This window comes from Virgibacillus byunsanensis, from assembly GCF_042675965.1.
GTDB lineage: Bacteria > Bacillota > Bacilli > Bacillales > Amphibacillaceae > Virgibacillus_R > Virgibacillus_R byunsanensis.
This window is the reverse complement of sequence record NZ_JBHTKJ010000052.1, coordinates 1-21,730: the sequence shown is the minus strand read 5'-3', so window position 1 is coordinate 21,730 and position 21,730 is coordinate 1. Positions and strand designations below refer to the sequence as shown.

The following is a 21,730-nucleotide window of genomic DNA, read 5'->3' as shown; positions in this document are numbered from 1 at the left end:
ATACATTTAAAATACCACAGTGAAAGACACCATTGTAGGGGTAAAATTATATACTTTCTTATCTTTTAACAAAAGCGCAAGTGCCCTTACAGCTAAGTTCACCACATCCTTGAAAAAGAAAAACACTTTTTCTGCGTGCAATTTTTCGCTGTCGAAGTCTTCCTTGTCCTGTACATCGGAGCTGGATCCAATGGCTCAAAATTTTATAGTACGCTAAACAATAAAAAACTACATTCCCTTTTCTTGAAATGTAGTTACCTAGTATACTGCTTATTCTACAATAGATTTTGTTTGGAAACTTCTATTCTTTCTAGTTTTGGAAGAACTGTCTGTTATCTCATTAATTAGCGCTTGAATTAACTCTTCTGATGATTGAATTTTAAAACTTTCTGTTTCGTCAATCACCTTTTTTAACATGTTCTTATATATCTCTTGTTCAACCATTCCATACCCGCCTTTTTTGGTAGATAAGAAAGTAAAAAACTTTCTTATCTACATAAGTGCAACTAAGGCTTTCACCATTAAGGCTTGATGATAAGCCCAGTTTTCTAAAATAATAATACAAATTACCCATACCATACCACACATTCTAGTGAAATGGTGTCGATATTGTCTTATTTGTAAATTTGCCATTTTTCATATCATTCGATAGCTAATTTTAGTTTTTGTCCATTGCTCTGGATTTTTTCCAATATAAAAGAACAATTAAGCATACAGCAATCCCCGCACCAAAGCTGTCTAATAGTACATCACCAACATAAGGTGTTCTGTTTGGTGTTAAGCCTTGGTGAAATTCATCTAATCCAGCATATGCAACTGTTAAGAAAAAAGATATAATGATATTTACGTTAAACTGGACGTCAGTTGATTTTCTTAACGCTATAAAAAACAGACACATCAGAATGGAAAAGACTAAAACGTGCGCACCTTTTCGGACAAAAAACTCGATAAATCCATTAATGCCAAGCGCATTCACACTAACCTCGGATTTATGATAAGAAAAAGAAACCCAATCAACAAGCGGAACCAAAAAAGATAAGTCGATTGCATCCGCTAACATAGGTTTAATATCCTGTTCTTCATAGGGCTGTCCAGAGGAGTAGAAAATAACCCCCATCCACGTTAATGGCAGAAGCCAATAGTTAAATTTTCGCATATTTTCTCCACTTTCATAATAGGCTTGTTTACCTATTATAATATTTTCTTCGTATAAATAATATCATTATTTTTACTGTTTATTTTCATTCCAGTTCCATACTTCAATTCCGCCTATATAAAACTGGTGAAACAATTCTTCTTCCTGAAGACGTTCAATTTCGCGGATTGGTCCTGTTACCATTGCACCATATACTTGAATACCTTCCCCTTTCAGGTACTCTAGCCGTTTTTCGTCGATATCACGCCCACTGTAGTTACCGTGTTCAATTAACCAATCTATGTCTTTGTAAAATTGATCAACTGCGTCATTTAGCGCACTTTCCGATGTTAAAGATTCATACGATGCTCTTGGTCCATTCTTATCATTATATTCTGTAAAGGGGCTTAACATTAGTGAAGGAACAAACGTGAACTGTCCAGCTTTTCCCTTACCTACATCAACCGCAGTAGTTTCGCCTCCAAAAACAGGCATTTGATAGATCTTAACGTCATAGTCAGCAAGCATTTCTCTTAATTCTTCTGGATCCATGCTTTCTTTAGTGGAAAAGTGTGCTTGAGCAACAAATCCGTCTTCTATCTTTTCGAGTTGACTCTTTACCGAACTGTCTGGTTCAGATTCATCATGTATAAAGCTCTCCCCCAATAAATCAGGTGCTACTGCGTAAGAAAACGTGTAATTATTATCGTATAAATATTTATCATCAAAATGGAATGTATAATTTACTTTACCAAACAGTCTTTTGTTTGCAGTTACTTCGCCAATCACTACTTCCCAATCCCCAACATTACGATATAGGGTTAAACTGGTGCTCTCTGTTAGAAGCGGACTGATTTCCGCTTCATTTTCCAGCCCAAACTTTTCCACAAATAAACCTGGGTGATGTGTCTCTACTAACGTTGAAACCAGGCGATTAAATTCGGCTTCTTTACCTGACATATCGTAATAAACACTTACTGGTATTATATAAAGTAAATAAAGAAATCCGATAATAAAAAGCGTTCGTAAAACAGTCAAACTAATGGAAAGCCGTGTACGCCAAACTAACTTTTTCGCACTTTTTTTATCCACTTGTTCTTCATTTTTTTCATCCCACTCTGTTAGAACGTCATCATTCTTCATACTCATAACCACCTTTTTTCTGTTGATCATAATATCGAAATTTCTCACGAGCACGGTGCAGTGTTACCTTTACCTGGCTTTCTGTTAGATTCATAGCAGTAGTTAATTCTTTATATGTAAACCCTTGAATTTCCCGCAAATAGATGATAGTCCTCATTCGTTCGGGAAGTTGCTTCATTACTGCTTCAAGCTCCTGTTGCCGCGTTTTTTTCTCGAATTGTAGTTCAGGATTACCTAAGTTACTGATCGATTCATGTTTTATTTGGATCTGTTCGATCATCTGCTGTTCCGATTTGGATTTCCTTGTCCAGTCAATAAATAGATTACGAGCCACCTTAAAAAGCCATGCTCTCGCCTGAATCATATCTTTGACCTGCAATGAAACCATCGCACGGTAAAACGTCTCCTGTAAAAGCTCCTCTGCTATTTGTTCATTCCTGCTCATTTGAAGCAAATATCGATAAAGTGGAAGCTGATACTGCTCAAACAACTTCGAAAATATGTACTTTTTAGAAACAGCTTCCACCTCCCTTTATATATATAGAAACGAAACAACACATTAATTGTTACAATAAATTTTAATTTTTAAGGCTGTTTTCTCAAAGATAGTTTTTTTGCCACAATAGATGTAAACTGCGACGTAACTTGATGTGACGGTTAACCTACCGCTACGGAAATACACTTCGCTTTCACCCATCCGGGTACAAGTGCGACATCTGCTTCGTTTCACTGCGCAGTGTCTTCTACCCGTGGGAGGCTGATGAGCCTCCTCGAGCTAACGCTCTGCGGGTCTCAACTAGGCCTCTGCTCCCACATAAGGAAAGCTACATAGCTAGACATCGCACGCAGAAAATCGGTTTGTATTTTCAAGGAGTCTACGTGTATTTCCTCCGCTGTTATTTCTGTTACTGTCGTGGGATTGTATTAGTATTAATAGAACCCCTTACCAGTCAGGGTGAGCGGAGGGCGGTGACTCCTGCGGGAACAGCACGTGTCTGAAGACACCGAAGCGGTGGTTTTCCGCATCGGAGGCTGAAGCCGTGCCCGCGGAAAGCATCCGCCCGTAGCGATCCCAGACGGCGACAATAGCACTCGTTCTTAGAAATAAGCCTAAAGTTACGTCGCAGGTTACATCAACTATGATGTTTAAAGAGTAGCTAAATTTATGAAATGATCTTGTGCTGGAGCTGGACGCTGCTTACACAGTCAATAAATTATCTACAGACTCCAGGTTTAATAAAGTACAAAGAAAACAGTGTATTCCACGCAGATGACAATAGAAAACCATCCAATCTTTAAACATGCGCAAGTGGACAAGAATGAAGGAAATACATATTATAATATTATACATTCCATATTAAGATGTTTGCTAAGATTGTAAACTGATCGAAGTTAGAATATATTAAACTAAAAAGGAGTTGAATATTATGGCAGATAAAGAGCAGGAGAAGAAAGAGCAAGAACGATTCACACAAACATTTGAACAGATTAACATAACTCATAACCCAAATGCTGATAAATCCGATAATAGAGAAGAATAATTTAAAGCATTATGAAAGAAAAAACAATTAATTAACAATGATTAATTCATTAGGAATGAAGCCTAGGATACAATTTACATTAAAAGCATCGGGGCATTTAACGTCCATATTACCATTCGTAAAACTAATACTTAGCTTTCTGTTAGATTCATAACAGTAGTTATTTCTGGTTATGCAAACATCTTCTGTAAATAGATAATCGCCCTTTTTCGTTCGGTGCCCTCCCTTTATGTATCGGTAAAGGTTACATTAAATTAGAAAAACAAAAAAACCGCTAGCATTTAGCTTAACGGTCTAGATCATGCTTAGTTATCTTGTTTACTACGCCATTTATTGAATTCGAGATATTCTTTAAACTGTTCCTTTGTTACCCCTGAATTCATTGCTTCTTGTACAATTTTCAACCACTCATTATCTAGTTCTTCAATTTCCATCAATTTATCTTCTCGAATCAGTTCGTTTACGGAAACATTTAGTACTTTACTAATTTTTTCGATAAACTGGATCGATGGATTGGTTTGAAGATTTCGTTCAATAGAACTTAGATATGATTTTGCTACACCAGCTTTTTCTGCCAATTCAGAGATTGACATCTTTTTATCTTGTCGTAATTGTTTTATTTTTTCACCGATCAAGTCCACACACCCTCTCTATTTAATGCGAATTATATCACAAAATGGTGTGTGGTTCTATATAGAGCACATAAAAAACCTAAAAATTTATTCACTTTTCTCTGTACCTGTTAAAAATAGGTGGACTTCCTCTACACTTAATCCTATTGTCTTCGCTTCTTTTACCAATTTAATCCACTCGTAATCAAGCCCAACATGATATACCGTTTTCTCCATACTTTCTCGTCCCCCATTTAGTTTCCAGGAAATCCAGCCATCATTGCTATGAAGCTTTAGACCTGTGACTTTGCGCCCCTACTTTTCAATAGGTATGCCTTTTTCTAAGAAAATATGATTATTTCATAAGACTATTATACTGGAAAATAAGCAAATTTTGGATGTCTTGTTTTGTCATTTCGCAACTAGTTTTGTAAAAATTCAAACATTTCATTATAAACTTTCTCTTTCTTGTTAAACTTGCTGTCTATCTAAAGTTTTAGTTTTCCTTTGTTTGATGGTGATTAGTGCCATACTGATTGCAAAAAGAATAAAACCTATTAATAGGAAATTAAATGTATTAGTTGCCGTATTTGGAAGTACTGCTCCATCTTTATTACTACCAACCATTCCGTCGTCACTTAGTTCATCATTAGATGATGCTTCCTCTATTTCCTCTGATCCCTTTGCATTGAAAGAAAAGTTAAATGTTGCATCTAAGCCTTGAAACGCATTTCCTAAGTGATCTGGAAATCGAACTGTAAGACTTAGCTCTTCTTCACTCGATGGAGCTAACTTCCTAGCTGGGATTTTTTCATATTCCGCAAGTTTTCCGTTATATAGCTCCTTGTTGTCATCACTAACTTCTAACATTAATTCATTGAACAATTTCTCTGATCCGCTATTCTCTATAGATATATGATACTCAAATTCCATTTCACCATTATTTTGTACATCAACAGTTCTTGGTGCCCAGTCTCCTGGTTTCATGTTATCTACATGAAATAAAACCTCTTCAGATAAAGTGTTAATTGATATTTTTTGTTTTTCTTCAGCAGTTACTGTCAAACTTGGCACAAATAAAGTAAATAAAACACTACTTACCATTATAAAAACAATTATTATCTTTCTCATAAGCATCTTCCTCAAAATAAGACTTAGATTTTCAAACGAGTTATTTAGCTTCGGCTATCTCTTTTGTATTCTTATTCTCTAGACCCCTAAGCGTACCCCACATCGTAATTACCGAATACCCAAATATCAACATACCAGGTAAAATTAATAATATGGCATTCCCTTGTGGTGACTGAGCAAAGTTGTTCAAATAACCAATATAAGGAATTGTAAAACCGCTATATACCGCTACTACATTTTCAGCTAACACAGGACTTGAGTCCACAGCATTGTTGTTGTCACCTTTTGTTGTATAAAGAACCCCATTATCAGTCGTAGTTGACTCTGTAATTCGGTGAGTAATTAATCTATTTTCTGTTTCCAGGAAGGTAATGACATCACCTTTTTGAAAGTTTACCCTCTCATCCCCTGAAACAGTGTTTACAGCAATAATGGATCCTGTTTGAATTCCCGGCTCCATCGAACCCGATAAAACTGTTTTCAGTTGATAGCCAAAAATTTCAGGTTCTTCTCCAGATAGTTTCGTAAAGACCACCATTAACGCCACACTTACAAGTAAAATCATAAGCACAGTTGTTATAAGACGGTTAGCCCATTTTAGGATTTTATCCCACCTCATCTTCATCACCGTCCTGTTCACTAGTTGGACCAGTGTACTCGTCTGTTTCACTTTCGTTTTCTTCCTGGTTAGTTGATTGATTCTCATCTACCTTTTCTGATGCATCTACTTCTTCATCAGTGGGTTCTACTGCTATTTCATTTGTAGATTCATTGGGTTGTTGTTCATCATTATTTTGGTGGCCTTTAGGGCAATTAACTTTGACCTTTTCACTCCACACTTTTTCCTCACCTGAATGCTCATTCGTTTGATAAGCCGAAAATCTATAAAACCCGTGATTATTTGCTTCAAAAGATAGTTTAGCTGTTTCTCCTATTTTCAATACATTAATAATTCCATCTCGATCTGACAGTTTCTCCATTTCTCCATCTTCTGGATTGCCTACTTTTGAATAATACACTTCATATTTACTATCACTTTGCATATCACCTTCACCAATATTTTTAATCTCTGTCTCTATTGTTTTAGGTCCAGGCTCACATGCATGATAATGATTCTGATTTCCCTTAAATGTAAATTCCAACCAGCTTCCATCCCTTTGCTCATGATCTGAACCCCAGGTACCTGCATAAATCTTGGAACTCGTATCTTCTGTGTCTGTGAAATAAGCAGTAGTATCAGAAGTTAAGAGTGCGATAGAAAAAAACATTAAATACCCTATCATTAAAAATTTACCTACTAGTGACATTTGATGAACTCTCGTTCTATGAGTTCTTATACGCTTTCTCCTCATACTAATCTCCACCTTTTTAAAGAGGACTGTTTTCATTCGGTTTAAATGGCAGGAAGGAGAATAATCCTCACTTCCTACTTTTTTCTAAACAATTACTCAACTGTTTGGCTTGCAACAAATTTCCAATCTAATTCCATTTTATTTCCTTGATATTGGTTCTGATCGTCATCACTCTCTATAAACGCAAACACAACATCAATATTTGCTATCTCGTCCACTTCAAAATTTTTAATGATATCAAAATCTTCCAAGTCATCTAGTGTTGTTTCTGTTATCAACTCTTCATCGTTTACTTTCAGTGACTTAATCACGATTTGACTTGCAAAATCACTATCTTCTATGACTTTTCCATCTTTACGTACTGTATGTTCAGAAAATAGTTTTACATCTTTTATATCAAGTGACCCATCATTCGTTAAGGTAAATGAACGTTTAAACGTACTCCCCGGCTTCTTATTAAAAAACTCGAATATAACTCCGTCATCCTCTATGTCACTTATGCCTAAGTCCAATGTTCCTGCTTGAATTTTATTAGTTGTATCTACTTCCGCACTAAAATAAGCAAATGTGCCTCCACTAATTAACCCAACTCCTAGTACTCCTGTAACAAAACTCATCATTATCTTGTTTTTAATATTCATTGGATACCCTTCCTTCGTTTAATTTTTTGAAAGTGAGAAAGATATTTACTTAAATCTACTTTCTAACTAGTTTTGAGATACAGACTATCTTCTTTCCCCATTTGTTTGATGTCCTTCGAAAGTCCATTCCAGTTTTACTGAATCACCTTGAAATTGATTTTGATCCTTATTATTTTCTACAAATTCAAACTGAACGAAAAATTCAACTGAATCGCCTGCTTTGAGTCCGCTAATCCCTTCCATATCATTAATTACTGAATCAAGAGTCATAGATTGAAGTTCATTAAGAGTAGTTTGAAAAACTTCTTGTTCTGCTGATAATATACCTAATAATGAATGGTTTTCACCCCTAAAAAAAGTTACATTAATGTGTTTACCAAAATCATCTCCATTATCTTCGTGAAGGTCGTTAACTGTGTAACTAGTTTCCAAAAGAATTTTTCCAATATCTAAAGTGCCACCATTTTCTAACTTAAATGAACGATTCATCCAGTCCCCCGGTTTTAAGTTTTCAAGATTAATAATTGTTGAAGGATTTGCTTTTAAATCCAATGTTCCTGCTACAAAAGAACCATTTGCTTGGGCAGTGTCACTGAAATATGCATACGTTCCTCCACCAATCAATCCAATTCCTAAAACTGCTGTTGCTATACCCATTCCTAACTTCTTCTTAATACTCATTTTATTTCCTCCTAATTTTTTCACGTGTATATGTATCTCTTGTTGCGCTTGTGTATGATTTAATGATGTGTACTTATTCTGTTGACCCCCCTTTTCTTATTTTTTCGTTCTCTATAAAGATTATCTTTTGTTTTTTATAACGAACAATTAATTGCAGTATAGGTCATTTTCCTTAGAATGAAAAACTTCAAAAAGAACAATATGTTCTATATAATGAACTAATAGCTTTCAAATTCTCTTTTTTCCTTTGATTTACTTAGTGTTATAGTTTTTTTTAAGATTTCTGTTTTATATAAAGAATATAAACACAGTTATATCACCCTTCTAATATTGTTACACTTAAATTAAATCGTTATTTAGAACAAAAAACATTTTAAAAACGTGAAAAATCCTTTATACTAAAAAAAAGACCTAAGGAGCGATCAATTTGAAAAAGGTTTCCGCACTACTTCTTCTTGCTGGATTAACGTTCCTCTTTATAGGTGGTTATCAGTGGTTAAAATTAGAGTCATCACAAAAAAATAGTTTGGCAGAAGCAAGAGATCTCTTAGATAAAGAAGGAAAATCTGTAACCAATTCAGATGAAACATCGTCTAATTCAGAGACTAACCGTGCCACTACTTTCTCACCTTCAACAGGTGAAACGGCAGGAATTCTACATATACCTAAACTTAATGAGGATTTACCAATAGTAGAAGGAACAGACGAAAACGAGCTTGCAAAAGGGGTTGGGCACTACCAAGGTACAGCTTATCCATTACAAAACGACCAAATTGTACTATCCGGCCACCGCGATACTGTATTTCGTCGAATGGGAGAATTGGAACTGGGGGACATTTTAACGGTGCAGCTTCCATACGGTGATTTTTCATATGAAATTGTGGAAACAAAAATAGTTGATGCAGATGACCGCAGCGTTATTGTGCCAACAGCTCCAGATGAAGTCCTAACTCTTACAACGTGCTATCCCTTTACATTCGTTGGTGATGCTCCTGATCGGTACATTATTTCAGCACTTCCTGTATCTGAAGTTGACTAAATAATGATGCTTTTAGGAATAGACGAAAGAATATTAATTCGATATAATTTATCTTATATCTGCTTATTTTTAAACAAGTCGATTGAATAAGCATTAGTAATAGCGATAATAGTTTTTTTAAACAGAGGAGAATATGGTGTGGATTCTAGAGTAGAAAAAAGACAAAATAAGAAAAAACGGAGATGGCCCTATTGGGTTGGTGGCATTATTTTAGGTTTGATATTAATTGTTGGTGGCTATCTTCTATACATATACGACAAGGTAGGAGATACCGTTTCTGTTATGCATGAACCTCTTGCTCGTGATGAGGATCCAGATCGTCTAAAAGAACTGGACTCCCTTTTTAAAAATAATAACTCCATTAATGTACTACTATTAGGTGTTGATGAACGGGAAGGTGACAAAGGCAGATCCGATACCATGGTTTTAATGTCATCAAACCCAAAAACAGATTCCATGCAGATGCTTAGCATACCTCGTGATACGTATGTTGATATTCCAGGGCGTGGGATGGATAAAATAAATCACGCATATGCTTTTGGTGATGTTGGATTAGCTGTCCAGACCGTTGAAGAAAATTTTGATATTCCTGTACATTTTTACGTACGGGTAAACATGGAAGGGTTTCAGCAGGGTATTGATGCTTTAGGTGGGGTTACTGTCCAGAATGCACAGGCTTTTTCACAAGGTGGAGAAACCTTTACAGAAGGTGCAGTAACTCTTGACGGGGAACAAGCATTAAAATACATCCGGATGCGAAAAGAGGATCCCCGCGGAGACTTAGGAAGAAATGAACGTCAACGAAATGTTATCACAGCAGCAATGAATGAAGCAGCGAGTTTCTCAAGTATTACAAAGGTTGGAGAAATTCTAGGGATCCTTGGTGGTAATGTAAAAACTGATTTAGCTATGGATCAATTGCAAACATTGTTCTCAAAATATCGGCAAACACGTAACAACCTTAACACGTTAGAAATCAGTGGCAGCGGACAAACAATAGGAAATGTTTGGTATTATGTTGTTCCAGACGAAGAAATGAATCGAATACAGACGGAGATTAAAGATCACATGGAAGCAAACTAATTGTCGATTACCAGCAAAAAGTCATTCTGAAATGATATGCAGAATGACTTTTTAGTTTAAAGAACATGATATAATAATTATACTTATATTTAAAGAGTTATTAATACGATTAAGAACTAGGGGGTCCTCATATGAAGAAAGGAATTACGTTTATTATGGTTCTATTACTCGCATTTATTTCCGCTTGTTCTGAAGATGAAGTAACTCCAAATGAACGGTTTAATACATATGTTGAGCAATGGAATGAACAAAACTTTACTGAAATGTATGATTTGCTCTCACCTGCAACTTTAGAAGCATATCAATCTGAAGATTTTATCGAACGTTATGAAAAGATATATACCGATTTGGAAGTTTCTAACTTAGAGGTAACATATGAAGCACTGAGTGAGGAAGAAACTGAAACTGCTATGGAAGAAGGTTCTGCAATCATTCCATTCTCAGTACAAATGGACACTCTGGCTGAACCAATAGTATTTGATTATGAAGCAACACTTACTCAAGTTGGTGAGGAAGAAGAGAAGAACTGGTTTGTACATTGGGATCGTGGGTTTATTTTTCCAGAATTGAAAGACGGTGGAGAGATTAATTTCCAAACCCAATCACCAGAACGAGGAGATATACTAGACCGAAATCAACTTGCTTTAGCTATAAATGACTCAGTATGGGAAATTGGAATTGTTCCGGGAAAGCTAACAAATCCTGAGCAAGCAAAACAACAAATCGCTGATCTGCTAAAAATGAGCGTCGATACCATTGATGCTAAGCTATCTGCAGAATGGGTAGAGCCTGATCTGTTTGTACCATTATCTAAAGTACCAAAAACAAATGAAGATGTATTAAACCAGTTATGGGAAATAGATGGTATTAAAGGGAATAACGTAACCGGTCGAGTCTACCCATATAATGAAGCAACCGGACATCTTGTCGGATATGTAGGCCAAATTACAGCAGAAGAATTGGAAGAAAAGGAACCTGGCACTTATGGTGGTAATGATATTATTGGAAAACGTGGCCTTGAACAATTATACGAGGAACAACTCAAAGGTGAAAGAGGAATTAAAATTACTATCGAAAAAGAAGGAGAAGACGACGTTATTCTCACAGAAAAGCCAGTCCAAGATGGGGAAGATATTTTAGTGACGATTGATGCTGATTTACAAAAAGAAATTTATGAAAGCTATGATGGTCAAGCAGGTACCACAGCAGCAATTGATCCAAAAACTGGTGAAACTTTAGCACTTGTAAGCAGTCCGGCTTTCGATCCAAACCAAATCGTTTATAGCATGTCATCCGATGATTGGGATGAGATGCAAAACGATCCACAAGCACCCTTACTAAACAGATTTAGCGCAACATATGCACCAGGATCAACGTTTAAACCAGTAACAGCACAAATTGGTTTAAATAATGGCACGATAGTTCCAGGTGAAACTGTTGAAATAGAAGGCCTGACATGGGATAACGGTGAAGGCTGGGGCAACTATCAGGTTCGACGTGTATCTGAATCAAGTGGCCCAGTCGATATTACGGACGCCCTTATTCGCTCAGACAATATTTACTTTGCCATGCAAGCTATTGACATGGGCGGAGATGCTTTAGTGAATGGTTTGGAGGAGTTTGGGTTCAATGAGGAACTCCCTTATGAATATCCAATGGAGATATCAACCATTTCCACAGAGGGGACATTAGATAATGAGGTGTTATTAGCCGATACAAGCTATGGCCAAGGACAAGTCCAAATGTCTGCACTTCATTTAGCATTGAGTTATACACCCATTCTAAATCAAGGAAACTTAATTTCACCAACACTGCTGACTAGTGAAGAAACTTCTCAAATATGGAAGAACGAGCTAATTTCAAGCGAACATGCAACGCTAATTCAAGAAACATTAAGAGATGTTGTAGTGTCATCTAAAGGTACTGCTCCCCAGGCTCAAGACTCTGATTTCCCGATCTCAGGCAAAACGGGGACTGCTGAACTTAAGCAAACCAGTGATGAGGAAGATGGTAAAGAGAATGGATGGTTTGTTGGATATCCAACTGATGACCAGGACATCCTAATTGCCATGATGGTTGAAGAAGCTCAAGGATCAGGTGGCAGCAGCATAGCAGTTGAAAAAGTTACGAATATATTGAAGAAGATTAAATAAGCTTAGAAAACTTGGCATTCGTTAGAGGGATTCTTGGTAAGTGTACTTTGCTTTCTTAGAAGCCCTTATGCTTTGGAGTGCAAGCCTTTATGGCGAATGACCTAGTTGCACTTATGCAGAAAAGAAAGTTTTTATACTTTCTTTTCTGCCAAAAAAAATGAAGTCAGCCATCGTTTTGGCTGACTTCGTTTTTTGTTTACAACTTAAATCCACATATATTGCAAAATGTAGCTTTTGCTGGAACATGACGGTCACAACTATGACACGTGACCATTTCAACATATTCTTCAACGGGAAGCTCTGCTTTTTTTCCACATTCCTGGCAAAATATATCTTCATCCGTTAATGGTGCGCCACATGAACAAGTATGTTCATGTGATTCATTTTGCCCCTTTTCTCTTGCCTCGTTTTCATATATTGCTGCATCCAGCTCTTTAATTTTTATTGCTTTTTCTTGAATACTCGCTGTAACATCATTACCTTCGCGATATGATTGATAAATCTCTTGACCGATATCTACTAGCAGCTTTGTTTTAGAGTAATGAAGCCCTCTGCTATTACTCAATATATTTCATCCTTTCTTAGAAAACTTGGTTTTTCGTTAAAGGGATTTTTAGTAAGCGTACTTCGCTTTCTTAGAAGCCCTTATGCTCTGGAGTGAAAGTCCATATGGTTGAAAACCTTAGTTGCCTTATGCAGATTGGGAAGATTATATTTCCCTATCTGTTAGAAAACTTGGCATTCGCCAAGCCTTTATAGCGAATGGCCTAGTTGCACTTATGCAGATAAGGAAGTTTTATACTTTCTTACCTGCCTAAAAAAACTTTCGCGTCTTTGCTCCAATAAATGCAGTGATTCCAGCATAAAGTAGGCTATAAATAAATGCTCTAATAGGATCAAATCCGATCATAATGTTAATAGACTTCATACCTGATCCTTGATTTGTTATCATTCCCAATGAAGCATGATAGGTTAAAAAAGTCATTATAACAGCAAATACTACACTGTATATTCCTATTGTTAGAGCCAGTTTTTGAGTGGAGTTTGCTAACAGCCTCCCAATAAAAATAAACAGTAAAGCAATAACAACGATTGCTGCGTAATATAACGGTCTATAATCAGCAAAAAACATGTCCATGCTATTTCCCTCAGCAGGATCGTTAAAATGGGGATCAGTTCCTAGGAATCGAAAATGGAAGTAATCATTCGTAACAAATGAATTGAACGTAACAAAATTAAAGAAATATACAGCTATTTGAAATACAAGCCCCACAAATGCAAATGTTGACCCGTTAGTTAATTCATTAAACATATATTCGTCCAGATTTTCCTGCAACTGGGAAACGTATATATAACTAAATAGCAGTAAAACAACATATCCAATTGAGTATGCAAAAAAGCTGTAATTAAGTGATGTTGTTAATGAATTTAGCGGTTTTTCAAGTTTTGGAGATCTCAAATTATTTTTGCCCATAATAATACCTAAGTAACTAAAAATAAATCCAAAGAAAATTCCGTTTACAACCGCACTAATAAAGCTGTACCTCATTGTCATTGTTATTTCTTGATCTACTGTTACATTTCCCCCGTCAGATGTTAAATCTGGTGTTATAGATACTCCGGTCAAAAAAGTAAGGACACCTAAAATAAGTCCGTAACATATAGCAAAAAATGCTGCTATTTTCCATGCACCATGTTGAACCAACTCAGGATTTCTTTTCTTAATGAAATATCCACCAGCTAATAAAGAAACTACAGGAACACTGCCAAAAATTATAATGGAAGTAAGTATTCTGCTATCGTAACCACCGCCCATTTGCATGGCTGAATCTGTAACTCCGAAAGTAATATTGGTAAAGCTAGAGAAGAGTAAAAACTCTATAATGTTAAATTGTTGTACAGTCTCGATAACTTCCTGACCACTCATGCCTGGATATGACATACCAGGAATCATATCTCTCATAACCCTAAACAGATAATTTTCTTTTATAAAAGAAGTAAATAGTATACTCATTAAGAACAATAAACCTGTCGATAACAGTACACCAGGTGCTACTTTTTTTAGTAAATTAATATCAAAAAATTGCTTATAATCGTTAGATTCAAAGGTTGTTTCCTCTTCTATTATAGGTGAATATGTATCAATGGAAGCTCCACACTCCATACAATAAAGTGCTAGATTACTATGTTTGGTTCCACAGGATGAACAATATGGTTGATATCCTGATACTAACGTACCGTATTTTGCAGGCTTCGATAGAGAGTAACCATCTGCAATACAGTACTGAGCATCATCTTCGTTTTTTGTTCCACAATGACTACAATACAAATAACCCTCTCCTTCCCCCATGTTTCTACTAGTACTATAATACCAAAAACCCTGTCGAATTAGTGTATTTTTTTGGAAAAATATGATTTTATAAATAAAGAAAATAAAAAAAAACTACTGATTCAATTCAGTAGCATTTTTAATCTTACTAGAAGTTACAACATTAGTGCACCATAAGTTAGAGCCCCACCGATAACAATCGCAGGATGTACCCGCATCCGCTCAATTAGTAAATAGCTTGATATGGTGATCAATGACATTTGCCATAAACCAATGGCAACATACGATTCCTGGAAAAAACGCCAAGCCATAATCCCAAGGAGTATAGCTATAACTGGCCTCACATACAATGTCATGCGCTTCACTTTTGGTGAATCCTTATATTTGTGCAAAAGACCGAGAAGAATAATCATTATAATCAAAGACGGCGCTACAGTTGCAAATACACCAATTGACGCTCCTAGAATTCCACCTTGTTCATACCCGATGTATCCGGCCATTTTAGTAGCAATAGGTCCTGGCAAGGAGTTACCCAATGCGAGAACTTCACTAAATTCCTGGACGGTCATCCACTCATAACGCTTTACTACTTCATTTTCAACTAATGGGATAGAGGCCGGCCCACCTCCATAACCAAGTATACCTGGAATGAAAAATGCTAAAAATATATGCCAATATGTAATCATGTTTTCCCGCCTTCTCGCTCCATGTTATCATCTCTTTTAAGTAAGGCAGTTGCCAGTAAAACTGCTATAAGAATTCCCGGATGGATATTTAAAGAAAACAACAAAACAAATACAATCAGCGACATCATAATCGCTTTCGTCCAACCCATTCCTTGTCTCGTTTTGTTGAAAAATTGCCATGTCAATACTGCAAGCATAACACCAACAACTGGTACAACTGCAGCTGTCATCCCTTCTACCCAATCAACATCTCTAATTGATGAAAGGGAAGATAATAACACGATCATTAAAATGATTGTTGGTATTATAGTTGCTAAAACTGCATTCAGCATACCTATGACACCTGAAACACGATGGCCAATATAACCCGCTAACTTCGTAGCAATTGGCCCTGGCAACGTATTTGCCAGAGCTAAAAGATCACCGAATTCTGTATCGTTCATCCATTTATATTTATCTACTACTTCTTTTTTGATAAGTGGTATGGAAGCTGGCCCTCCGCCATATCCAAGCATACCGACGCGAAAAAAAGCGATAAATAAGTTCCACTGCTTCAAAGGCTAGCCTCCTTTCTATCTTCCATTATTCACTATTTCGTTTTCATTATTACCAAGATGCTATTGCTCCATCAGTTCGATGCTCCGTACCACCCATCAAGACACCAGTTTCAGGGTTACGCCAGATTATTTGTCCTCTACCGAATCCACCACTATCAAGTGCAACCTGTATGTCGTGTCCTTTACGAGCAAGAGCTTGTGCTAAATGTGTTGGAAACGATGATTCTACAGAAATGGTTTTATCCTTCATCCATTGCCAACGAGGCGCATCTAATGCAGCTTGCGGATTCAAACCAAAATCAATCGTGTTCATAATAACTTGCATATGTCCTTGCGGCTGCATATATCCTCCCATAACACCAAACGGCCCAACAGGCTTATCCCCTTTTGAAAGGAACCCTGGAATAATTGTATGATACGTTTTCTTTCCTGGCTTTAAGGCATTCGGTTGTGAAGGATCAAGAGAGAAATCGTGTCCGCGGTTTTGCAAGGCAATACCTGTTCCAGGAACAACTACACCAGATCCAAAGCCCATGTAATTACTCTGAATGAAAGAAACCATATTCCCTTCATCATCTGCTGTTGCTAAATAAACAGTTCCGCCGCTTGGTGGTTCATAGGGCTCTGGAGTGATTGCCTCTTCTCCAATTTCGTTTCGGCGCTTCTGTGCATATTCATCACTCAGTAACTCTTCAACATTAACTGGCATCTCACTTGGTTCCGTTACATATGCCTTTCCATCTGTAAATGAAAGTTTCATCGCCTCCATTTGACGGTGGAATGTTTCTAAATCATCGCGTCCTTTTGTAAAATCGTAGCCTTTTACGATATTTAATGCCATTAACGCTACAATTCCCTGACCATTAGGCGGAATTTCCCAAACATCGTACCCACGATAGTTCACTTTTATCGGGTCTACCCACTCGGGTTTATATGCTGCGAGGTCTTCTTTTTGAAGAAAACCACCATGTTCACGGCTATAAGCATCTATTTTATCCGCAAGTTCTCCGCGGTAAAAGCTTTCTCCGTTAGTTTCTGCAATTTCTCTTAGAGTAGAAGCATGACCTTCTGATTTCCAGATTTCCCCAACTTCTGGTGCTCTTCCTTCTGGTGTAAATGTATCGAACCACGGTTTGAAAACTGGATCGTCTTTGAAAATCTTATTGAATTTATTGGTTGCTGCTTTCCAGTATTTTGCAAGTACTGGACTTAGTGGATATCCTTCTTCTGCATATCGAATTGCAGGAGCAAGTGACTCAGTTAATGGAAGTTTACCAAACTTATCAGCGAGCTCTGCCCATGCACCAGGTGTACCTGGAACAGTAACAGGTGTCATCCCAAACGTTGGCATGGATTCATGACCTTTTTCTTTAACAGCATCAATGGAAATAGATTGTGGGGATTGACCACTTGCATTGAGACCATGCAATTTCCCTTTTACCCAAACAAGAGCAAATGCATCACTCCCAATTCCATTGGACGTTGGTTCTAAAACGGTTAAAGCGGCAGCAGTTGCAATTGCCCCGTCAATGGCATTTCCGCCTTTTTTCATAACCTCTAAACCTGCTTGAGCAGCTAAAGGTTGACTTGTGGCTACCATTCCATTCTTCGCAAAAGTTGTTGTACGTTGGGATGGATATGGATATGATTGATGATCAAACTTCATTTTCTCCAGCACTCCTTTTTCACTATTGTATATTTTTTAGCACTTATGCAGTCAGAAAGTTTCATTTCTTATCTGCCATAAGGAAAGGAAGGTTAACCCTCCTTGTTATTATACCTCATGACAGGCAACGAAATGACCTAGTTCTACTTCTCTGAACACTGGTTTCACTTGACTGCAATGATCCGTTTCCAGTGGACAGCGTGTATGAAATGGACACCCTGTTGATGGCTCTGAAGGATTCGGTATATCCCCTTGTCATCGAATGCGTTCACGGTTGACCAGGTCTTGGTCTAGGAATGGCAGACAGTAACGCCTATGTATAAGGATTTAGAGGGTTTTTATACAATTCCTCTGATGTAGTCAGTTCAGCTGTGCTGCCTAAATAAATGACAACCTGATTCACCGACAATGCCAATAGATTCTCCTTTTTGCACATCAAGTGAGATATCTTCTACTGTGTTCGCTTAAGAATACCACCTTTAATCGGATAGTATTTTTTTACATTCTCAAGCTTTAAGATGGGCTGCGCTTTTTTCGTGGCTTCCATCTTCCTTCACCTCCTGTAACCAACAACGTACATAATGACTATCACTCTCTGGTAATTTTGTCTCTACCGGTGAATCCATTTTACATTGTTCCATTGCATAAGGGCACCAGGGATGGAAACGACAACCAGAATTATTTTCATCAATTGATGGTAGCGATCCTGGTATTAAATCAATGTCAGCAAAACAAATAGTTTAAATAAAATGTAAATAGCAAACATTTGTTAACCATATGTTTGTTTAACTATTCGAAACGTAGTTGATTTTAAGGTTATTCGTAATTATAAATCAATTTAATGATTCTGGCTAGTCATTTTTCAAGAAAATTATACACAGTTCAGTTTTTTCTGTTTGTTATTCTTATGCATCCGCCTACAAGTCGCACCATGATGTAAATCTTACTAAAAAATATTTTATATGAAATAGAAGTGATTTTTTAATTAGTTTATATGTACTTTTTATTCATTTAACATAAATAAGGGAAAATAACCGTAAAAAAAGCACCTTTAGCCTGGTGCTTCATCCTTTTACTATAATTTTAATCCATTTCTACTTTTAAACCGCCTTAACAAGATATGGCTTTCTACCCTTGTTATCCCTTCAAGCGCATATAGTTCATTGTTAATAAACTTCTCAAGATCGTCTGAATCTTCTACAAGTACATGCATATGTAATGTGCTTGGCCCAGTCATTTGATAACAACTTGCAACACTTGGGTTATTTGCAAGCGCTTCTGCCACCTTAACAAGAGATCCAGGCTCACAATCTACTTCAAAGAATGCAGATACTTGCTTTCCAAATTTTTCTGAATTAACTACTACTGTAAATTTTTCAATTACACCATCTTTTGCTAGGTGCTGTACACGTTCACGTACAGAAACCCGTGACAGACCTAATTCTTTCCCTATATCCACATAAGACATTCTTCCATTATCTGTTAAAAGTTCTATAATTTTCTTATCTGTATCATCTAAAGTCATATATAATTTCCCCTTATAAACAATATTAAAAAAATTATAGCATAACTGGCAATTCATTGACATCCTCCCCTCCTAAACACTGACGTGTTTTGAGGAAGGAGTCTTCTCGCCTAAGTTCGAAAAATATTTTTTTAGATTCAGCTAAAAACATGTAAACTAAAAAAGGCATTTCTACCTAGAATAATAGAATATGCCTTTACTATTTATAATAACTTTGCCAATGAATAAAATGTTTCTTCATCTCGTTCATCAAGTGCTTGATCTATCAATCTTTTTATATTTAGACACTCTAATTCATCAATAATGACAACGCTTTCTTTTTCTCTTTCACGTTTCTTATCTTTTGTGTAAATATAATACGGTTCTCCAATTGCATGTAGTTGAACCAAGAAATCGGGAAGTGAAATCAACTCTTCCATTGCGATAAATAAAATGTCTTTACCTTTTTGGAAAGCAAATTTAGCATTGATATTTTCTATCTCTTGAGTACGACGATTGATTCGAATCTCCTTTGCCTCGACAGGGACAAACTGATAAACCTTATTGTTAATTACTACTGAAAAATATTGATATGCCAATATAACACGGACATAATCATCGTCTGCTTTAATATAGTAAGGCTTTAACATTTTTACAGTTACCACATCCTCCACCTCCCAAATGTTTATATACTCTTAATATTCAGTTAACTAATTTTACATTATTAAGAACAATTTTTCAAGGGGTTTTTTTGATTTGATTAACAGGATATTCAAATTTTGTTATACATTGCTGCAGCAACTTCATCTATTTTCTTGTTAATACTTACATGCTTATAGGCTTTTTCCATATTATTTACATGTTCCCCAGCAATTTTTAAAAATTCAATTCCTTTTTTCATGTACGATTTATAACTACGATTTAACTCGGTTATTTCATTAACATATTTTTCGTCTGTACCACGTTCAACTAATTCTTTATATAAGTCTACAACTACTTCTCCATCTCTATCCGGGAAAAATTCATGTGGATCTGTACTGTCAAAAATACAAAATTCCAATTCAGGAACGATCACCATATCGATACTGTTTGGATCAAAGCTACAATGATACATTTCAACATTTAATCCGTGCTCCTCACATGCTGCAGCAATTTTCTTCATAAAGGTCGATTTCCCTGTACCAGCACGGCCTTTAATATAATAAACATTTGCTATATCATTGATAAGCTTTGGCACTACATTGACAATTCCATCTGAAGTATTAGTTCCGAATAGTCTGTGATAGACATGCCCGCTATTAGCCTTTGGTGTAATTCCATCGATTATTCCAGTAATAAAACGATCTGCTAATTCATTCGCACGATCAAAATCCATATGTTGTATATACACTTTTTCCAAATCATCATGAACCTTTAAGCCAATAGCAAAATTATTGTATGCTTTTTTCATTAAACTATCTAAATGTGATTGTTTTTCCTCGTTAACAGGAATGTTTGGTATTTGTAATAGTTCTGCTAAATTAATCGTTGCAGCCGCTTCTATATCCTCTTCCACCTCATTAACAAGGAATGCCACTGACTTATCACGTAAGATAATACCATCTAAATATTCAATGCTGAGGGCACTGTGAAGAATTTCGACCGTTTCATTTTTTGAGTAATAATCTGCAATTGTTTGTATGACTTTTGTTTTAATCGTATTGGAATTGTGTTTAAGTATAATTATTTTTTCAATGTCAGCAAGATTCGTTTCTAGAAAATTAATAAATCCGTGTGCAGTGTTACCTGTGACGTAATAGGTTTTACTGGACAAGTGAACACATCCTTTTAAAAATTTTGGTCTTATATACTTTATGTATAAAATTGGGCGTGGGTGAATTATTTTTTATTAATTTCGTAAGTGACAAAAGATGACTACCATTTGGCAGTCATCTTAAAAATTTCATGTAAAATTCGCTTTTTGAAGTGCTTCCTCCCCAAACGTAGAATGTGTATAAATGAATTCACTCTAGTTACAGTCAATATTATTATTTAAGTTACAAATGCGTGGTCTAACTCCTCCGTCTTTAGACGGTATCAGCTTTTTAGCCTTGCCTTTAAATGCCCATACTTAAGTGTGATGTGAAAGTATGGACAGTTATCGAAAAAATAGTCATGCAGTTTATGATAACAAGTATCATGTCATATGGGTAACAAAGTATAGATACAAGGTATTAAAAGGGCATACTGCAGTAAGAACGAGGGAATTGATCCGGCAAAGGTTGTAAAGCAAGAGGTATCTAAACCTAAAACCTTCTTCATAAAAAGCCCCCGTTCAATAATTTTTTAAATTTTTAAACAATTTTCTGCATAACTCGATTATATTTTAAAATTCCAATTATTACAAATAACTTAACATTTTTAATTAGTATCTCAACTTTCGCAGACTGAAATAGGCAAGTAAGCCTTGATATAATTAGGCAAGCCTGCAATCCATTG

General features: G+C 36.2%; 24 protein-coding genes, 1 pseudogene and 1 riboswitch. Of the genes and pseudogenes, 4 read left to right on the top strand and 21 right to left on the bottom strand.

What is annotated here, in order from left to right:
• Nucleotides 1-270: 270 nt before the first annotated feature.
• From ACFQ3N_RS16395 to ACFQ3N_RS16345, 11 genes are all read right to left on the bottom strand, one after another.
• Nucleotides 271-444 carry a hypothetical protein gene (locus ACFQ3N_RS16395; protein ID WP_390363607.1) on the bottom strand — a complete coding sequence of 58 codons (174 nt, stop codon included), beginning with the start codon at nucleotides 442-444 and terminating at the stop codon, nucleotides 271-273.
• Nucleotides 445-658: 214 nt separating this feature from the next.
• On the bottom strand, nucleotides 659-1,156 hold the full coding sequence (locus ACFQ3N_RS16390; RefSeq protein ID WP_390363606.1) for a VanZ family protein: 498 nt from the start codon (nucleotides 1,154-1,156) through the stop codon (nucleotides 659-661).
• A gap of 72 nt (nucleotides 1,157-1,228) precedes the next feature.
• Nucleotides 1,229-2,278, bottom strand: a complete 1,050-nt coding sequence (locus ACFQ3N_RS16385; RefSeq protein WP_390363605.1) for an anti sigma factor C-terminal domain-containing protein — start codon at nucleotides 2,276-2,278, stop codon at nucleotides 1,229-1,231.
• Nucleotides 2,268-2,804 (bottom strand): RNA polymerase sigma factor, encoded by a 537-nt coding sequence (locus ACFQ3N_RS16380; protein ID WP_390363604.1) that lies wholly within the window; start codon nucleotides 2,802-2,804, stop codon nucleotides 2,268-2,270. Before ACFQ3N_RS16380 ends, ACFQ3N_RS16385 begins: the two co-directional genes overlap by 11 nt.
• Before the next feature lie 1,320 nt (nucleotides 2,805-4,124).
• A complete protein-coding gene (locus ACFQ3N_RS16375; RefSeq protein WP_390363603.1) occupies nucleotides 4,125-4,454 on the bottom strand; it encodes a helix-turn-helix domain-containing protein in 330 nt (109 codons plus the stop codon).
• Between the two features lie 84 nt (nucleotides 4,455-4,538).
• Complete coding sequence (locus ACFQ3N_RS16370) at nucleotides 4,539-4,667, bottom strand: anti-repressor SinI family protein (RefSeq protein ID WP_390363602.1); 129 nt, start codon at nucleotides 4,665-4,667, stop codon at nucleotides 4,539-4,541.
• A gap of 24 nt (nucleotides 4,668-4,691) precedes the next feature.
• A riboswitch (cyclic di-GMP riboswitch) is annotated at nucleotides 4,692-4,776 on the bottom strand.
• A 125-nt stretch (nucleotides 4,777-4,901) separates the two neighbouring features.
• The gene (locus tag ACFQ3N_RS16365) at nucleotides 4,902-5,561 is read right to left on the bottom strand and encodes an LPXTG cell wall anchor domain-containing protein (RefSeq protein WP_390363601.1); all 660 of its coding nucleotides are present in this window, start codon (nucleotides 5,559-5,561) and stop codon (nucleotides 4,902-4,904) included.
• Nucleotides 5,562-5,601: 40 nt separating this feature from the next.
• On the bottom strand, nucleotides 5,602-6,180 hold the full coding sequence (sipW, locus tag ACFQ3N_RS16360) for a signal peptidase I SipW (protein ID WP_390363600.1): 579 nt from the start codon (nucleotides 6,178-6,180) through the stop codon (nucleotides 5,602-5,604).
• Nucleotides 6,167-6,913 (bottom strand): amyloid fiber anchoring/assembly protein TapA, encoded by a 747-nt coding sequence (gene tapA / locus ACFQ3N_RS16355; protein WP_390363599.1) that lies wholly within the window; start codon nucleotides 6,911-6,913, stop codon nucleotides 6,167-6,169. Before tapA ends, sipW begins: the two co-directional genes overlap by 14 nt.
• A 92-nt stretch (nucleotides 6,914-7,005) precedes the next feature.
• Nucleotides 7,006-7,554, bottom strand: coding sequence for a TasA family protein (locus tag ACFQ3N_RS16350; protein ID WP_390363598.1), 549 nt, complete (start codon nucleotides 7,552-7,554; stop codon nucleotides 7,006-7,008).
• An 84-nt stretch (nucleotides 7,555-7,638) separates the two neighbouring features.
• On the bottom strand, nucleotides 7,639-8,235 hold the full coding sequence (locus ACFQ3N_RS16345; RefSeq protein ID WP_390363597.1) for a TasA family protein: 597 nt from the start codon (nucleotides 8,233-8,235) through the stop codon (nucleotides 7,639-7,641).
• 427 nt (nucleotides 8,236-8,662) lie between these two features.
• Between ACFQ3N_RS16345 and ACFQ3N_RS16340 the strand changes: the two genes are divergently transcribed.
• The 3 genes from ACFQ3N_RS16340 to ACFQ3N_RS16330 all read left to right on the top strand — a co-directional run bounded on the left by ACFQ3N_RS16340 (nucleotide 8,663) and on the right by ACFQ3N_RS16330 (nucleotide 12,510).
• Nucleotides 8,663-9,274, top strand: coding sequence for a class D sortase (locus tag ACFQ3N_RS16340; RefSeq protein ID WP_390363596.1), 612 nt, complete (start codon nucleotides 8,663-8,665; stop codon nucleotides 9,272-9,274).
• A 138-nt stretch (nucleotides 9,275-9,412) separates the two neighbouring features.
• Nucleotides 9,413-10,357: an LCP family glycopolymer transferase gene (locus ACFQ3N_RS16335; protein ID WP_390363595.1), complete on the top strand. Its 945-nt coding sequence runs from the start codon at nucleotides 9,413-9,415 to the stop codon at nucleotides 10,355-10,357.
• 131 nt (nucleotides 10,358-10,488) lie between these two features.
• Nucleotides 10,489-12,510 carry a penicillin-binding transpeptidase domain-containing protein gene (locus ACFQ3N_RS16330; protein WP_390363594.1) on the top strand — a complete coding sequence of 674 codons (2,022 nt, stop codon included), beginning with the start codon at nucleotides 10,489-10,491 and terminating at the stop codon, nucleotides 12,508-12,510.
• Nucleotides 12,511-12,706: 196 nt separating this feature from the next.
• On the opposite strand, the gene ACFQ3N_RS16325 is transcribed toward ACFQ3N_RS16330, so the two are convergent.
• The 10 genes from ACFQ3N_RS16325 to ACFQ3N_RS16280 all read right to left on the bottom strand — a co-directional run bounded on the left by ACFQ3N_RS16325 (nucleotide 12,707) and on the right by ACFQ3N_RS16280 (nucleotide 21,065).
• Nucleotides 12,707-13,075 carry a zinc ribbon domain-containing protein gene (locus ACFQ3N_RS16325; RefSeq protein ID WP_390363593.1) on the bottom strand — a complete coding sequence of 123 codons (369 nt, stop codon included), beginning with the start codon at nucleotides 13,073-13,075 and terminating at the stop codon, nucleotides 12,707-12,709.
• A gap of 249 nt (nucleotides 13,076-13,324) precedes the next feature.
• The gene (locus tag ACFQ3N_RS16320; RefSeq protein ID WP_390363592.1) at nucleotides 13,325-14,860 is read right to left on the bottom strand and encodes a zinc ribbon domain-containing protein; all 1,536 of its coding nucleotides are present in this window, start codon (nucleotides 14,858-14,860) and stop codon (nucleotides 13,325-13,327) included.
• Between the two features lie 134 nt (nucleotides 14,861-14,994).
• Nucleotides 14,995-15,522 (bottom strand): chromate transporter, encoded by a 528-nt coding sequence (locus ACFQ3N_RS16315; protein ID WP_390363610.1) that lies wholly within the window; start codon nucleotides 15,520-15,522, stop codon nucleotides 14,995-14,997.
• Nucleotides 15,522-16,082, bottom strand: coding sequence for a chromate transporter (locus ACFQ3N_RS16310; protein ID WP_390363591.1), 561 nt, complete (start codon nucleotides 16,080-16,082; stop codon nucleotides 15,522-15,524). Before ACFQ3N_RS16310 ends, ACFQ3N_RS16315 begins: the two co-directional genes overlap by 1 nt.
• Before the next feature lie 49 nt (nucleotides 16,083-16,131).
• The gene (locus ACFQ3N_RS16305) at nucleotides 16,132-17,748 is read right to left on the bottom strand and encodes a gamma-glutamyltransferase family protein (protein ID WP_390363590.1); all 1,617 of its coding nucleotides are present in this window, start codon (nucleotides 17,746-17,748) and stop codon (nucleotides 16,132-16,134) included.
• 108 nt (nucleotides 17,749-17,856) lie between these two features.
• Entirely contained in the window at nucleotides 17,857-17,994 is a 138-nt protein-coding gene (locus tag ACFQ3N_RS16300; protein ID WP_390363609.1) for an oligopeptide/dipeptide ABC transporter ATP-binding protein, read from the bottom strand.
• Between the two features lie 260 nt (nucleotides 17,995-18,254).
• Entirely contained in the window at nucleotides 18,255-18,461 is a 207-nt protein-coding gene (locus ACFQ3N_RS16295) for an ABC transporter ATP-binding protein (protein ID WP_390363608.1), read from the bottom strand.
• Nucleotides 18,462-18,823: 362 nt separating this feature from the next.
• Nucleotides 18,824-19,273, bottom strand: a complete 450-nt coding sequence (locus ACFQ3N_RS16290; RefSeq protein ID WP_390363589.1) for an Lrp/AsnC family transcriptional regulator — start codon at nucleotides 19,271-19,273, stop codon at nucleotides 18,824-18,826.
• Nucleotides 19,274-19,476: 203 nt separating this feature from the next.
• The gene (locus ACFQ3N_RS16285; RefSeq protein ID WP_390363588.1) at nucleotides 19,477-19,917 is read right to left on the bottom strand and encodes an IDEAL domain-containing protein; all 441 of its coding nucleotides are present in this window, start codon (nucleotides 19,915-19,917) and stop codon (nucleotides 19,477-19,479) included.
• Nucleotides 19,918-20,024: 107 nt separating this feature from the next.
• Nucleotides 20,025-21,065, bottom strand: coding sequence for a hypothetical protein (locus ACFQ3N_RS16280; RefSeq protein ID WP_390363587.1), 1,041 nt, complete (start codon nucleotides 21,063-21,065; stop codon nucleotides 20,025-20,027).
• A 316-nt stretch (nucleotides 21,066-21,381) separates the two neighbouring features.
• Between ACFQ3N_RS16280 and ACFQ3N_RS16275 the strand changes: the two are divergent.
• Nucleotides 21,382-21,510: pseudogene (locus tag ACFQ3N_RS16275) on the top strand (transposase); the annotation flags it as partial.
• Between the last annotated feature and the right edge of the window lie 220 nt (nucleotides 21,511-21,730).